Annotated in this window: 16 protein-coding genes and 1 other RNA gene; 9 read left to right on the top strand and 8 right to left on the bottom strand. The window is 50.0% G+C overall.

Annotation, left to right across the window (positions count from 1 at the left end; all coding sequences use genetic code 11):
* The first annotated feature begins 62 nt into the window (after window positions 1-62).
* The 6 genes from MMIC_RS03065 (at window position 63) to MMIC_RS03040 (ending at window position 2,629) form a co-directional block, all read left to right on the top strand.
* Window positions 63-347, top strand: a complete 285-nt coding sequence (locus MMIC_RS03065) for a hypothetical protein (RefSeq protein ID WP_072658906.1) — start codon at window positions 63-65, stop codon at window positions 345-347.
* Window positions 344-637: a cell division protein ZapA gene (locus MMIC_RS03060; protein ID WP_072658904.1), complete on the top strand. Its 294-nt coding sequence runs from the start codon at window positions 344-346 to the stop codon at window positions 635-637. Before MMIC_RS03065 ends, MMIC_RS03060 begins: the two co-directional genes overlap by 4 nt.
* Window positions 623-799, top strand: a non-coding RNA gene (ssrS, locus tag MMIC_RS03055) — 6S RNA. The genes MMIC_RS03060 and ssrS overlap by 15 nt, the downstream gene beginning before the upstream one ends.
* Before the next feature lie 40 nt (window positions 800-839).
* Window positions 840-1,409 carry a 5-formyltetrahydrofolate cyclo-ligase gene (locus tag MMIC_RS03050; protein WP_072658902.1) on the top strand — a complete coding sequence of 190 codons (570 nt, stop codon included), beginning with the start codon at window positions 840-842 and terminating at the stop codon, window positions 1,407-1,409.
* Window positions 1,394-2,191, top strand: coding sequence for a TIGR00282 family metallophosphoesterase (locus MMIC_RS03045; RefSeq protein WP_072658901.1), 798 nt, complete (start codon window positions 1,394-1,396; stop codon window positions 2,189-2,191). Before MMIC_RS03050 ends, MMIC_RS03045 begins: the two co-directional genes overlap by 16 nt.
* Window positions 2,192-2,260: 69 nt before the next feature.
* Window positions 2,261-2,629 carry a hypothetical protein gene (locus tag MMIC_RS03040; RefSeq protein ID WP_072658899.1) on the top strand — a complete coding sequence of 123 codons (369 nt, stop codon included), beginning with the start codon at window positions 2,261-2,263 and terminating at the stop codon, window positions 2,627-2,629.
* 77 nt (window positions 2,630-2,706) lie between these two features.
* Here MMIC_RS03040 and rpoD read toward each other — a convergent pair whose 3' ends face one another.
* The 4 genes from rpoD to rpsU form a co-directional block, all read right to left on the bottom strand.
* A complete protein-coding gene (gene rpoD / locus MMIC_RS03035) occupies window positions 2,707-4,686 on the bottom strand; it encodes an RNA polymerase sigma factor RpoD (protein WP_072658897.1) in 1,980 nt (659 codons plus the stop codon).
* 4 nt (window positions 4,687-4,690) lie between these two features.
* Complete coding sequence (dnaG, locus tag MMIC_RS03030) at window positions 4,691-6,418, bottom strand: DNA primase (RefSeq protein WP_072658896.1); 1,728 nt, start codon at window positions 6,416-6,418, stop codon at window positions 4,691-4,693.
* A gap of 50 nt (window positions 6,419-6,468) precedes the next feature.
* The gene (locus MMIC_RS03025) at window positions 6,469-6,906 is read right to left on the bottom strand and encodes a GatB/YqeY domain-containing protein (RefSeq protein ID WP_072658894.1); all 438 of its coding nucleotides are present in this window, start codon (window positions 6,904-6,906) and stop codon (window positions 6,469-6,471) included.
* Between the two features lie 237 nt (window positions 6,907-7,143).
* Window positions 7,144-7,359, bottom strand: a complete 216-nt coding sequence (rpsU, locus tag MMIC_RS03020) for a 30S ribosomal protein S21 (RefSeq protein WP_072658892.1) — start codon at window positions 7,357-7,359, stop codon at window positions 7,144-7,146.
* A 132-nt stretch (window positions 7,360-7,491) separates the two neighbouring features.
* On the opposite strand from rpsU, the gene murJ reads away from it, so the two are divergent.
* From murJ to MMIC_RS03005, 3 genes are read left to right on the top strand one after another with little or no spacing between them, the layout of a single operon-like run.
* Entirely contained in the window at window positions 7,492-9,090 is a 1,599-nt protein-coding gene (murJ, locus tag MMIC_RS03015; RefSeq protein ID WP_072658890.1) for a murein biosynthesis integral membrane protein MurJ, read from the top strand.
* Entirely contained in the window at window positions 9,080-9,895 is an 816-nt protein-coding gene (locus MMIC_RS03010; protein ID WP_072658888.1) for a 3'-5' exonuclease, read from the top strand. The genes murJ and MMIC_RS03010 overlap by 11 nt, the downstream gene beginning before the upstream one ends.
* On the top strand, window positions 9,885-10,127 hold the full coding sequence (locus MMIC_RS03005; RefSeq protein ID WP_072658885.1) for a hypothetical protein: 243 nt from the start codon (window positions 9,885-9,887) through the stop codon (window positions 10,125-10,127). Before MMIC_RS03010 ends, MMIC_RS03005 begins: the two co-directional genes overlap by 11 nt.
* A 286-nt stretch (window positions 10,128-10,413) precedes the next feature.
* Here the strand turns inward: MMIC_RS03005 and MMIC_RS03000 are convergent, their stop codons facing one another.
* From MMIC_RS03000 to MMIC_RS02985, 4 genes are all read right to left on the bottom strand, one after another.
* Window positions 10,414-11,478 (bottom strand): PD40 domain-containing protein, encoded by a 1,065-nt coding sequence (locus MMIC_RS03000; protein WP_072658883.1) that lies wholly within the window; start codon window positions 11,476-11,478, stop codon window positions 10,414-10,416.
* A 140-nt stretch (window positions 11,479-11,618) separates the two neighbouring features.
* Window positions 11,619-12,065 (bottom strand): SRPBCC family protein, encoded by a 447-nt coding sequence (locus MMIC_RS02995; RefSeq protein ID WP_072658881.1) that lies wholly within the window; start codon window positions 12,063-12,065, stop codon window positions 11,619-11,621.
* Between the two features lie 36 nt (window positions 12,066-12,101).
* Window positions 12,102-12,923, bottom strand: coding sequence for a 2,3,4,5-tetrahydropyridine-2,6-dicarboxylate N-succinyltransferase (gene dapD, locus MMIC_RS02990; protein WP_072658879.1), 822 nt, complete (start codon window positions 12,921-12,923; stop codon window positions 12,102-12,104).
* A gap of 88 nt (window positions 12,924-13,011) precedes the next feature.
* Window positions 13,012-14,211: an alanine racemase gene (locus MMIC_RS02985; RefSeq protein ID WP_072658877.1), complete on the bottom strand. Its 1,200-nt coding sequence runs from the start codon at window positions 14,209-14,211 to the stop codon at window positions 13,012-13,014.

Genomic DNA, 14,211 nt, shown 5'->3' with positions numbered 1-14,211 from the left:
TGGCCCCTGTTTTTCTGCTAATAGTTGACCCTGATTCTATCTGGTGATTCAATAGCAGCATTATGCACGAATCCCCCCAACAGGCACTTGAATCGCGAATTGAACAACTGACAGAGCATCTGTCTGAAATTCGTCGTAATATGGAAAAGACGATCGCTGATAATCATCGTATGCGAGAGGTAGTGCGCATTGCGGAAAGCGAATTACGCAAGCGTCGAGACCAGGTGCAGAAGCTGGAAGGTGAGCTTGAAGGGCTGCAAAACAATAAACTTGAAGCCAGGGCGCGTGTCGAACATGCCATGGAAAAGCTGGATGATCTTATTTCTCAACAAGGCGAACCATCATGAGTAATCCGGTTGAAGTGACCCTGCTGGGTCGTTCTTTCACTATCCTTACAGATGAGAACCCTGATGATGTTCTGGCTGCAGCCGAGCTGGTACAGGAACATGTGGAAGAGTTGCGTCAAATGGGGACAACGGTTGCATCCGATCGATTGCTGATGCTGGTTTCCCTGAACCTTGCAGGCGAGTTGTTGAAGAGTAATCAGTCCAAAGTTGACGGCGTTGAAGGCTTGATCGCGGCTTTGGACGGTGTAGTATCACAAGCAGAAGGTTTAGCAAAAGCGCCCCTGCGTTGATCGAACGGCATCATGTTGCCTGAGCCGATACTTGTCGAATGGGAGCTTACCTACTTTGGCTGTGAGCGTCCCTTAAGCGGGATACCTGAAGCCGAGGTGCGGCACCCACCTCTTGTTAGAGGGTTCGACGACTTTTTGCCTTTACGCCAACGCGGGGGCGCCCTTTTTTCTGTGTCTATCAATTCAAACAAAAGGTTATCTCATGGATAAGGCGAATATTCGCGCCGCTGCAATCGAGCAGCGTAAATCTTTAAGTCCTGATCAGCGTGAATTGTTTTCGAACACTATTATTTCATCATTGTCGGATTATCTTTTACTACAGAATGACAGACCACAAAATCTGTTGATCTATCGATCCATGCGCTCGGAAGTGGCAACCGATACGCTGCTGAAAATGAACGATTATCGTCTTTTTGCGCCTGTTACCCATCATCATGAGCATATGCAGTGGCATGAGCTAACTGATGCAACCGGCTGGCAAACAGGCCTGTTCGGTATACTGGAGCCGAATGGTGGCCCATTATGGGATGGGGAGCAGGGCAGGACGACTCTGTTATGTCCTTTAACAGCATTTGACCGTCAGGGTAACCGCCTTGGCATGGGAAAGGGTTGCTTTGATTTCTGGCTGGCGGACCAGCGTAAACATATCCACCAGATCATCGGCCTGGCTTTTTCATGTCAGGAAGTTTCACACGTGCCTGCTGAAAGCCATGATATTCCAATGAATTGTATTATTACTGAAAAAGAGGTGATTCAATGTCCGAGAGGGTAAAGATACTGGTGATCGGAGATATAATCGGCAAAGCGGGGCGAAGGGCGTTGACCGAACACCTGCCTGCTTTGATTGATTTGCATCAGATCGATTTTGTAGTCGCCAACGGAGAGAATCTGGCGCACGGTTTTGGCCTGAATGAGCGTGTGGCAGAAGAGATGTTTGCACTCGGCGTACATGTTTTGACCAACGGCAATCATTGCTGGGATCAGCGAGAGTTTCTTGAATTGGTCGATGAAGATGATCGTTATGTGCGACCAATGAATTTCACCGAATATGCACCGGGTCGCGGCTGGACGGTTCAGGAAACGGGCATGGGTCACAAAATTGCCGTGATTAATCTGATTGGTCAGACATTTATGGGGCCGTGGGATTGCCCGTTTGCCGCTGTGGATCGGGCGATGGATGAGATCCCGGATGATGTGAGTGCAATTCTTGTCGATATGCATGCCGAGGCAACGAGTGAAAAGATGGGCATGGGCTGGCATATGGATGGTCGCGCATCTTTTGTTTACGGGACTCACACGCATATCCCCACCTGTGACGAAATTATCCATGCATCCGGAACAGCCTATCAATCTGATATCGGTATGACCGGCTCTTACCAGTCTATTATCGGCATGAAGGTAGAGGGTGCACTGTATCGCATGGTGCGGCGTCTGCCTCAGAGGTTTGAAGCAGTTGAGCGGGGTGGTTCTATTTTTGCGACCATGGTCAGCATCAATCCTGATACACGCATGGCGACTTCTATTGAGCGGATTCATATTCCACCTGCTCAGTGACTCAAATAACTGATTAAAGTGGTCGGCTTTTCAACCGATATGATACTGTCAGGTTTCATGGAGGGTTGTATGGCGCATTCAAGCATCTGGGAAACAGATGGTTTGTACAGGAAGTTTAGTGGTGACATCAGCGGATACGAGATTCTTCAATCCAATATTGAACTGCAGGGCGATGCCCGGTTTAAAAACATAGAATATGTTATTAATGATTTTACGGATGTTACATCCCATTCCGTTGAAGTTGTGCATACGGAAGCCTACGCATCAACAGATCAGATTGTCTCTCATACCAAGCACAGGCTTAAGATCGCCCTTGTTGTGCCTCAGGTTGAGATGCTTGCTTTAGCTGAAAATTATTGTGAACTGATGAAAGGGCAATTGTTTGAATGTGATATTTTCCGGAGCCTTGAGCAGGCCCGGTCCTGGCTTGAGCGTTAATAGTCGCAAATCACAATCCATATTTTTGACATAAAAAAGGGCTCAAAAGAGCCCCTTTATCGTTGGGTTGAAAAACCTTAGCGGATGGAGTCGACCTGGGTGGCTGAATCCGGTGTGTCGGCAAAAGTTTTCAGTTTTTGTGCGCGAGAAGGGTGACGCAGCTTGCGCAGCGCCTTGGCTTCAATCTGACGAATACGTTCACGTGTGACACCGAACTGTTTGCCAACCTCTTCCAGCGTATGGTCGGTGTTCATGCCAATGCCGAAACGCATGCGCAGTACTTTCTGCTCACGATCTGTCAGGTTTTCCAGTACATCAAGTGTTGCTTCTGCCAATGCTGCACTGACAGCAGAATCGAGTGGATTTTCGGCATTATCATCTTCAACAAAGTCACCGAGTTGTGAATCCTCATCATCACCGATTGGTGTTTCCAGCGATACAGGTTCTTTGGCGACTTCAAGAATTTGTAATACCTTCTCTACAGGCAGTTCCAGATGTTCTGCCAATTCCTCGGGTGTCGGTTCACGACCGATTTCCTGAGCAATCTGACGGGAAACGCGCATCATCTTGTTGATGGTTTCAATCATGTGAACAGGGATGCGAATCGTGCGTGCCTGATCTGCAATCGAGCGGGTAATGGCCTGGCGAATCCACCATGTAGCATAGGTGGAGAATTTATAACCACGGCGCCATTCGAATTTTTCAACGGCTTTCATCAGGCCGATATTTCCTTCCTGAATCAGATCAAGGAAACCAAGGCCGCGGTTGGTGTATTTCTTGGCAATGGAGATAACCAGACGCAGATTGGCTTCAATCATTTCGCGTTTGGCCTGACGCATTTTGGCTTCACCCATGGTCAGTTTACGCGCTACTTCCTTGAGCTCATCAACCTCCATCTCGGTTTCCTGCTCAACACGTTTCAGGCGGCGCTGGTTTTCCTTGATTTTGCCTGTTACAGGTTCAATCGCCTCAATCCAGACAGCATCCTTGTTCGCTTTCATGGTATCATCTACCCAGCGTTCGTCAGTTTCACGTGGCGGGAATGTTTCCAGGAACAGTTTACGTGGCATTTTTGCTTTTAGCGCATGGTCACGGATGGTGCGCTCAAAGCGGCGAACACGTTCTACTGCATTTTTAAAGCGTTGAACCAGTTGATCCAACTGGCGTGGCGCAAATGGAATGCTTACCAGTTCCATTAACATGGCATCGAGAACTTCGCGGCTTTTGAGTAGCAGCTTTGCATCGTCAGGCTTCTTGGCCAGTTTCTTTTTGATTTCAATAAAATCATCATGCAAGGTCTTGGCAGTAGCGAAATGGGTCAGCGCTTCTTCCAGCTGTTCTTCCTTGGTAATGATGGTTTCCATCATTGGTGTGCCATCAGGGGTGGCCGTACGGGCCTTGATAGCCTGGGAGAGTTGTTCGCCGTCCAGTTTTGGTGCAGCGTCTACAGGTTCATCATCTTCATCTTCACTGCGACTCATGCGATTTTCATATTCTTTAATCGCGGCGGCATTTACAACTTTTTCATCAACATCAATGATGTCGCGGAAGTTTGGTTCTTCGCCGGTTTCCAGCGCTTCATCACGGATTGAGATAATGCGCTCGCCGAGCAGCATGATTTCTCGGAATGTTGACGGGCAGAGACAGATCGCCTCGTGAACCTGCATACGACCTTCTTCAATCCGGCGGGCAATTTCGATTTCGCCTTCACGGGTCAGCAGTTCAACGGTACCCATTTCACGCAGATACATACGCACAGGGTCATCAATACGGACCACGGTGCCCAGTTGAGAGGTGTCGGCGCGCAGTGCGGAGTCTTCTTTGCGCAGACGATCCTTGCGCATGGCATAAGCACCGGTAGGGGCACGTTCAGGATCAACAACCTCAACACCCATTTCGGTGAATACGTTGATAATCTGCTCAACACGGTCAGCAGAAACCAGTTCACCAGGCAGATGTTTGTTGAGCTCATCATAGGTGATGTAGCCGGCCTGTTTGCCTTTGGCCATCAGCGTGCCAAGTTCGCGGATAGTAACTTTCTCAGGTGTTTTAGACATGCGGTTAAGCTCCCGTATCGTTCAACTGTTCAGTAAGTTTGCGTTGCTGGCCCTGCAGCTCTTTTAAACGCTGTTGCAGGCGCACCGATTCATTGAGATTCGGCCCGCGCTTCAAACGCAAACGAATATCATTGGATTCCATATCCAATAACAGACTTTCGTATTCAATATCCTGAACGGTTGCCTGATTCACCCAGCGAGAAATCAATGTTTGACTATCAGGGAACTCCTGAGTCAATTGTCTCGCGATGTCAGTATTATAATCTTTGGCATCCGCTATTATCGAAAAAGCGCGCAAGTATAACGAGACAATGCCCTCATTGCCAGTGAAAAAATTATGGGCGATCTCGGGAAGGTTTTTGAAGCGTTCAGGCTTTTGCATAAGTGCAGATATAAAGCGCTCCTCAACCGTGTTCAGCTCAAGCACAGGTCGAGGGGCTTCAGCTGTGGGTGTGGGCTGGCGGCGCTGTTGTTGAAGTGAAATACCTGTTGCCCTTTCCACTTCCTGTTGCCATGCCTGACGCAGGTATGTATCGGTCATTGTGGCCAGCATGGCGTCCGCTTTTTTGGCCATACGGGCACGCCCGTCAGCACCCTGACCTGCCAGATTCTTCAATCCCAGCAGCCAGGTTTCCAGTACCGGTTTGCCCTCATCACTTAAACGTTTCCGGAACGCGTCAGCGCCCTCAAGTTTGAGCAGGGAGTCCGGATCCTCGCCTTCTGGCAGATAGAGAAAACGCGGTGTCAGTTCGGCTTTCAGTAATGGCATCATTCTTTCCAGGGCTCGCCAGGCCGCCTGTCTGCCGGCACGGTCACCATCGAAGGAGAACACCGGCGAATCGCAGAGTCTGAAAATTTCACGAATCTGACGCTCGCCAATGGCCGTACCCAGAGGAGCAAGGCCAATCTTCAGATCGTGGGCAGCCAGTGCCAGTACATCCATATAACCTTCAACCACGACCAGTTGCCTGGCCTTGCGTATGCTGTCCCGGTGTTCGGAAAAGCCGTAGAGCAGTTCCGATTTATGAAACCATTTGGTTTCAGGTGAGTTTAAATACTTTGGCTCACCAACTCCGATTACGCGGCCACCAAAACCAACTACGCGACCACGCCGGTCACGAATGGTAAACATCAGGCGATTACGAAAACGGTCTCCATATCCCCGTTCACCCTTGAATAGCAGGCCAACGGCTTCAAGCTGGGCATTGGTACGTGCATCATCACCAAATACCTTGTTCATAAAGCCATAGCCATCAGGCGTATAACCAATGCCGTAATCACGGATGATAGCTGCGGGCAGTTCGCGCTGTTGCAGGTATTCAGCAGCTTTGCTGCCGCCGGGGCTGGCAAGTGCACGGCTCATGGCTTCAGATGCTCGTGCCAGCATGTCATAAGCCTTTTTCTGGCGCGCTTCATCACCGGGCTGAGTCTGAGTGTCTTTGGGTACTTCCATGCCGACTTTTTCAGCCAGATATTCCACCGCTTCCGGGAATGAATAGCCATCATGCTCCATAAGAAACTGGAAGGTTCCGCCACCTTTGCCGCAGCCAAAGCAGTAGTAGAGCTGTTTATCGGGTGATACTGAGAAAGAGGGAGATTTTTCGTGGTGAAACGGGCACAGGCCCATCATGTTGGAGCCGGATTTTTTCAGCTCGACATGGCGGGAGATTACCTCCACCAGATCGGCGCGCGAAAGCACCTCATCAAGGAATGCTGGAGGAAAATTAGCCATACACTAACTTGTAGTATTTAACCGGTTCAGATGCAAGTGGGCAGGATAATTTAACTCAGGCGTGATTTAACGATGCCGGAGAGTTTACCTATATCGGCACGCCCTTCGGCCTTGCCTTTAACGATGCCCATAACTTTACCCATGTCGCGCATGCTGGAGGCTCCGGTATCGGTAATGGCCTGATCAATAATGGCGATCAGTTCATCTTCAGAAAGGGGTTCAGGCATATAAGTCTGGAAGATTGCAGCTTCAGCCAACTCTTTCTCACTCAGGTCTTCACGACCGGCTTCAGTATACTGCCTGGCTGCATCCAGACGCTGTTTGATCAACTTGCCTGTTACGGCAAGTGCTTCGCTCTCTTCCAGCGCATGACCGAGTTCGATCTCTTTATCCTTGAGCGCAGCACGCAGCATACGAATCGAGGAGAGTTTCAGTTTGTCACCTGCTTTCATGGCAGCTTTCATATCATTGGTTAACTGTTGCAGCATTTATTACTCCATTTGGTAAAGCAGTCACTTTTTACCACGAAGGGCACGAAGAGAGGCAAACTTGTTGATGCGTAGATGAAGACGCATCAATCATGATATTGTCTGAATGTCTGTTCAGATTCTGATCTTCCTCAGCATGTAACTCGCGACCTCTGCGGTAAAATGTCTTTCAGGTTTGTAAACAAAAATGCCGGACACAAGGCCCGGCATTTTATCTTTTGTTACGCGAGGGCGAACTTAGTAGTCGCGGTTCTCACGCATACGTACACGGCGAAGGCGTTTCATCAAACGCTTGCGTGCGGCAGCTTCTTTACGTTTTTTGGCGATAGAAGGCTTTTCATAAGCTTCACGGCGACGGCATTCGGAAACGACACCACCTTTTTCTACCTGTTTGCGAAAGCGCTTCAGCGCAATTTCAAACGGCTCATCAGGGTTAACTTTAATTCCTGGCATGTAAAAACATCACCCCCTTGGATTGATCCAAAAAACTGTGGCCTACAGACTAACGTCGTTTGGCTCGCCCTTCCTGCCTTGCGGCGCTAGCTTCGCTTGCAACCTGTAAGGGTATAAAAAGGGCGGCGGATTATGGCAAGCAATGAGCACAAGTCAAATCAGAGCTTAGAGAAACAGGGTTCCTCTTCGTCTGCGCTGCTGCGTGCTGCATCTAAAGTCGGCGGATGGACGATGATTTCACGTATTCTCGGTTTTGTGCGTGATATTTTTCTGGCGCGTGTTCTTGGTGCAGGTCCAGTTGCCGACGCCTTTTTCGTGGCATTCAAACTGCCCAATTTTTTCCGTCGCATGTTTGCAGAAGGCACGCTTACCGTTGCACTCGTGCCGGTGTTGTCAGATCAGCGGCAGCAGGGGGAAGAGCAGGCGCATCGTTTCCTCAATGCCCTGGCTACACTACTGTTGATGGCGGTCACCGGTTTTACCGTGCTCGGTATTCTGGGCATGCCCTGGCTTTTATACCTGTTTGCACCGGGTTTTGCCGATGAGCCGGATCGCTGGACCATGTCGCTGGAACTGGCGCGCTGGATGTTTCCCTATCTTGCCCTGATTTCATTGGCTGCGATGTCCTGGGCAGTGCTCAACACATACAAACGTTTTGCTGTGCCTGCGGCCAGCCCGGCTCTGCTCAATGTGGCAATTATTTTTGCAGCTGTAGTGCTTGCCCCGTTTTTTGATAACCCAGCTCTGGCCCTGGCGATTGGTGTTGTGCTCGGTGGTTTGTTGCAGCTGCTTATCCAGTTTCCTGCCCTGAAACAGATCGGTTGGGTGCCCCGACTCAGTTTTAATTTCAGTCAGCCAGCCATTAGAGAAACATGGACCCTGTTTGTCCCTGCGGTGCTGGCGATCGGGGCCGTGCAGATCAATATTCTAGTCGGCACCATACTCTCCACACTGCTTGATACAGGTGCTGTCTCATATCTCTATTATTCAGATCGTATCGTGCAGTTGCCACTGGCCCTGTTCGGCATTGCTATGAGCACAGCGCTACTACCCACGCTTTCCGGCCACCTTGCCAGAGGAGATCAGGCTTCAGCCGGTGAAGATTTGCGCTCAGGCCTAGTCTGGCTGACCTGGATTACCATGCCAGCAGTGGTTGGTGCATTTTATCTGGCTGAGCCGATTGTGATGACCCTGTTTGAGCGCGGTGCCTTTACTCATGCCGATAGCATTGCCACAGCGGATACACTCAAAGCATATGCTGTCGGCCTGATTGCATTCTGCTGGGTGAAACTGCTGGCAAGCGCCTGTTATGCGGGTAAGGATGCAAAAGCGCCGATGCGTTATGCAGCTATCAGTGTGGCGGTGAATATTGTGCTGGCAGTCATTCTTATGCAGTTCTGGGCTTATGTGGGACTGGCGCTTGCTACTTCGCTTGCGGCTTTTGTGAATGTGGTCATGTTGTATACGCGCCTGACCAAAACCTACGGAGCTCTGTTTACCGCTAAAACGGCATGGCGTCTGGCCAGTGCATTGGCCGCCAGTGTGGTGATGGTGCTGGCGCTGGCAGGCTTTGAGATGCTCTTGGCTTTCCCTGATGATGGAGCTATGCAGTTTGTCTGGATAGCAGGCGCAATTTTCGGGGCTATCGCAGTGTTCTTTGTTTCTGCTTTAATATTGGGAGAGAGGGCTTTGTTATTACGCTTTTTGAGGAGAGGCAACCGTGCGGCGTGATGTGATTGTATTCGATATCGAGACTGTGGTGGATGCTGATGCGGCTCGTCGTCTGTTACGATTACCTGATCTGACCGATATCGAAGCCCGCGATGGGCTCAGTGATTATTTTCTGGAGAAAACGGAGGGGCGTAATGATTTCCCGCGTCAGCCATTTCATCAGGTTGTGGCAATCTCTTACGGCCACCTGATTCGCGAACCGGGTGAAGAGGGCTCGGAGCTACTGATGCGCAGACTGGCAACCGGTGGTGATAACAAGAGTTCCGAGCAGGAGTTGCTGGAAGGTTTCTTTCAGCTGATTGAAAAACGGGCGCCGCAACTGGTCAGTTTCAATGGTCGTGGTTTTGATGTGCCGGTATTGAAATATCGAGCTATGGCCTATGGCCTTTCCTGTCCACGCTGGTTCAGGGAAGGGGATAAATGGAACAACTACGATTCCCGCTATTCCGCTGATTATCATTGTGATTTGCTCGAAGTGCTGTCGGATTTCGGCGCATCGGCGCGCTGTTCCATGGATGAAGTGGCTGCCTCGTTCAATGTGCCGGGAAAACTGGAGACAGCAGGAGATAATGTACGCGAGATGTTCGAGGCCGGGCAAATTACTGCGATTCGTGACTACTGTGAAACCGATGTGTTGACGACGATGCTGATTTTTTTGCGGCATCAGCTGTTTGTCGGTGCATTAACTGAAGGTTCTTATGCTCGTGCAATACTTGGCCTGCGCAACTATCTGGAGGCGGAATCTGGATTCCGAAATCATCTCGCTGAATATCTGCAGGCCTGGGATCAGTTAGTTGGAGCCTGAACACCATACCTATCTGGCCAGAGCTGTTCGTATCTTTGAGCTGACCCGGCGTAAACGGTTTTCCAAGGCGGCTTTGAGCGAGTTGGTGGACGGTGATCCTGATCCGGCAGTACTGGAATTGATTATTGAACAGTATGGTATCAAACCGCCAAAGACCCAGTTCAGCAAAAAGATGATTGCTCTGGCTTATAAGCGGGCACTGCAGCGGGCCAGGGAATCCGGACTCGCTTGAGCGGGATGCTGACTGTTTATATCAGGGCATCATCAGTCAGCATCATGTATGGTTTATACTAGGGCCTGTTCAACTAATTTTATGGCGTCAATTCGGCCCTCGCGCCTTGATTGCCCTGATTCAGGCGTGTGCTTCTGATTCAGATGATAGCTACCTGTAACAGTTGTCATGAGCATTTCAGAGCCACGCCGAACAGTTCAGAACATTGAGCCGCAAAGAGTATCATCAAGGAAGATAGAAAAAGGCCCCGGTGAAGGGGCCTTTTTAGATTGGGTTAGTGTAAAGCCTATTGCTTTGTCGTTGTTGGCATATCAATTTGCCAGATATGAAAGCTGTGTGAGGCAACGGACTTCACCTGATGCCGGGCAATCATGTCACGTGTGACGGCACGATCAGAATGGAAATAGATGTGGCCGTTTTTACCCATGCGTGCAGCGCCATCACGGGCTGTATCATAGGTGATTTGTGTGAGGTTCCGTCCATCGGTACCGATAGCCCAGATATCCCATTGTGATTTACCCCGATGTTTCAGGTCGACATTGGCGCGGTTTGAAGTAAACAGGATCCATTTGCCATCGGCACTCCATGACGGTTGTACATCCACACTCCTTGCGTCGGTCATCTGGATCAGATCGGAGCCATCGATATTAATGCGAAACAGGTGAATGCTGCGGCCTGCCTGCATGGAGAATACGATACTCGTGCCATCCGGCGAGAGTGACGGGTTGATGCCTTCAGCCAGAACTTTCTCAGAACCATTTTTATGGAAGCGGACAATCTCGGAAGTGAAACCGGCAAATTCCCAGTTATTGAAATCATCACGTCTGGATTTTTTTACTTTCGTTTTTTTATAATTCAGTGGTTTCAGGCGCGCTGCAATGATTGATTCATCAGACAATACAATGGGTTGTGTGAGTGCGCCCTGCAGTGGCTGGATGCGGCGTTGCATGCCTTCACCATCTGAAATTTTTTCCCACAGACCCAGACCGCCAGCCCGATCAGAGAGATAATAGACCTGGTCATTATTCTTCCAGCCTATGGAATCCAGTGCGCGTGCATCGATAGAGACCAGATTGACCGGGTCACCATTTTCACTGAGGCGACGGGAAACCCATGCCTGCTTTCCTTTTTGAGAGACAGTAAGCAGATGTCTTGCATCAGGGGAGGGTTGCGGAAACATTTCACTCTCTTTGCTTTCCAGAGTCAGCAGTTGAGCCTTGTCGGCAGGCGCTGCCATTTTCGCAGCTCTGCCTGATTTGACATTGGCATCCAGCCATTCCAGCACATCTGCAGCCTGAGCTGCAGGCATGGCCAGTAAAAAAGCCAGTGTCAGCAAAGTTAAACGTGTCATTGTAAACTCCTCTCTCAAAAAGATGGCGCAGCCTGATCGGTAGATCATAAATATGGCGTGGATCGAAAATGAAAAAACCTTAATGGGCCAGAGGCGAATAAGGCCCCGCAAAAGCTGAGCCATACAAGCCGAAGCGATGCTTAAGCTTCGGCTTCGAGCAGTTCCTTAAGGTTGGCAAAGTCCATTTCCAGTTCACGTTGAGCGATATGACCGACCACAGGAGAAGCGACCTTGAAAAAGCGACCAACATCGATACTCAAAGTGCGATGAATAAGCGTGCTGTTTCCCTTGCTTTCGAACTTCATCGAAGTTGCAATCGGAAACGGACCGGTGGTGCTTTTCGCTTTCCAGAAACTTCCGTCCGCATTACGTTCGGTGACCATCCAGTCCTGTTCAATGACGCGGCCCAGGAACTTCTCTTTTACATGATAGATCGTACCGACTGCAGGCGCACCCTCGGTTCTTTTTTCAGATTGAAGCACGGATGTTTGCCACATCGGATCATTTTCATTGTCATCGACAAAGGCAATAACCTTTGAAACAGGGCAATTGATTTCCACACTGACTTCAAGCTTGCTCAAGGGCATGATCTTCTCCTCGCAATGTCTGCGTTGATCCGGAGGTCAGTCGCGCAATAGCTCGGTAATGCCGGTTTTTGAACGGGTCTGCTCATCCACCTTTTTCACGATCACAGCGCAGTACAGGTTCGGTCCACCGGACTTGCCCGGCATGGAACCGGAAACAACCACAGAATACGGCGGTACTTCACCATAATATATTTCGCCTGTTTCACGATCATAAATGCGGGTCGATTTACCAATATATACACCCATGGAGAGGACAGAGCCTTCACGAATGACACAGCCTTCAACGACTTCTGAACGCGCGCCGATAAAGCAGTTGTCTTCAATGATGGTCGGTGTGGCCTGCAGTGGTTCAAGCACGCCGCCGATACCTACGCCGCCGGAGAGGTGTACGTTTTTGCCGATCTGGGCGCATGAGCCAACAGTGGCCCAGGTGTCCACCATGGTGCCTTCATCAACATAAGCACCGATATTCACATAAGATGGCATCAGTACGGTTTTCGGCGCGATATATGCGCCTTTGCGCACAGTTGCATTCGGCACAACACGCATACCACCCTTGCGGAACATATCTTCGCCCCAGTTGGCGAATTTCTGCGGAACTTTATCGTAGTAGTTTGTGCCGCCACCATGGATAACCTGATTGTCGTGCAGCTTGAAATAGAGTAAAACACCTTTTTTCAGCCATTCCTGAGTGATCCAGTTGCCTTCAGCATCTTTTTCTGCGACTCGTACGCCACCATCATCCAGCAGCTGGATGGTATGTTCTACGGCATCGCGGGTTTCGCTCGTGGCTGAGCGCATGTCCCACTCAGCTCTGCTATCCCATGCACTTTCAATAACTTTCTGTAAATGATTCACGGATAAACTCCCTGTTCTTCTATGACAATAATTTAATAACGAGTCTACCGCTTCGGCCGCTGCAATCCAGCCCGAAGAGACTCTGGGTTCAGATTACAATTTCTTGCGGCCTTTCATGGCTGAGGAATTCCATGTTCGACATGGTCAGACCATAGGCTCCGGCCAAACCGAATACGGCGATATCACCGACATCCGCTGCTTCCACATAAACGTCATTGGCCAGTTTATCTGCACCTGTACACAGGGGACCGCCAAAATAGACTGACTCATTTCTGATCTCTTCCTGACTGTCGAACAGCTTTTCACGCTGTAGTCTGACCAGCGCCAGTGGATGGTTGATGGCAAGCGCAGCAGGTCTGCGAAAATGATTGATGCCACCGGCACAGATTACCTGCTTTTTGCCACGCGAGTCTTTGATGTCGAGGATTTCGGTGCAGAACCAGCCTGAATCTGCAGCCAGATAGCGCCCCAGCTCCAGAAAGAACGTGCGTCCCTGATAGCCGTATTCTTCAATCAGGTGCTGTAAGCCATCGGCATAAGCCTGCGGGTCAAAGTCGTGGCTGGTCTCCAGGTAATCAACACCGAAACCACCGCCGAAATCAATGGTATCGCAGATCACGCCATCAAAGTCAGCTTCAATCTGTTTGGCCATGCCGAATACCAACTGGCAGTTTTTCAGCAGATCATTGACGCAGAGCACACCCGATGCCGCATAAACATGCAGGCCGCGGAAGTTGAGCGAGTCCAGTGCCAGAATTTGCGGTAGCACATCTGCCAGTTTCTCTTCATCAACACCGAATTTTTTTGAGCCGCCGGAGAAGGTGGTCTGGGCCTCATGAATGTCAAAGTCGGCATTGATACGCAGCAGGATATCCTGTGTTTTGCCTGCAGCGGCAGCAATGGCATTCAGCCGATATGCTTCAGTCAAAGATTCAATATGTACGGTACGGATACCGTTTTCCACTGCCCAGCTCAGTTCTTCCGGCGATTTGCCGGGGCCGGTGTAAATCAGTCGGGATGCATCAAAGCCGGCAGCAACCGCTTTTTCAGCTTCACCAAGGCTGGCAATTTCAATGCCCCTGGCATCGGCTTTCAGTGCTGCGGCAAGAAATGCAGCATGCGGGTTGGCTTTCATGGCATAAAATACTTCCACGCCTGCAGGCATGATGTCTGTCAGGAGCTTGATTTTATTGCACATTTCACTGGTGTCATAGATATAACAGTTCAGCGTTTTACCGTCAGCGGCAAGTTCACGAAGTTTGTGTTGAACATTTTCAGGGGTCTGCAT

It is taken from the genome of Mariprofundus micogutta, from assembly GCF_001895085.1.
Lineage (GTDB): Bacteria > Pseudomonadota > Zetaproteobacteria > Mariprofundales > Mariprofundaceae > Mariprofundus > Mariprofundus micogutta.
The sequence above is the reverse complement of the archived record's forward strand: the minus strand, read 5'-3'. Positions and strand labels throughout refer to the sequence as shown.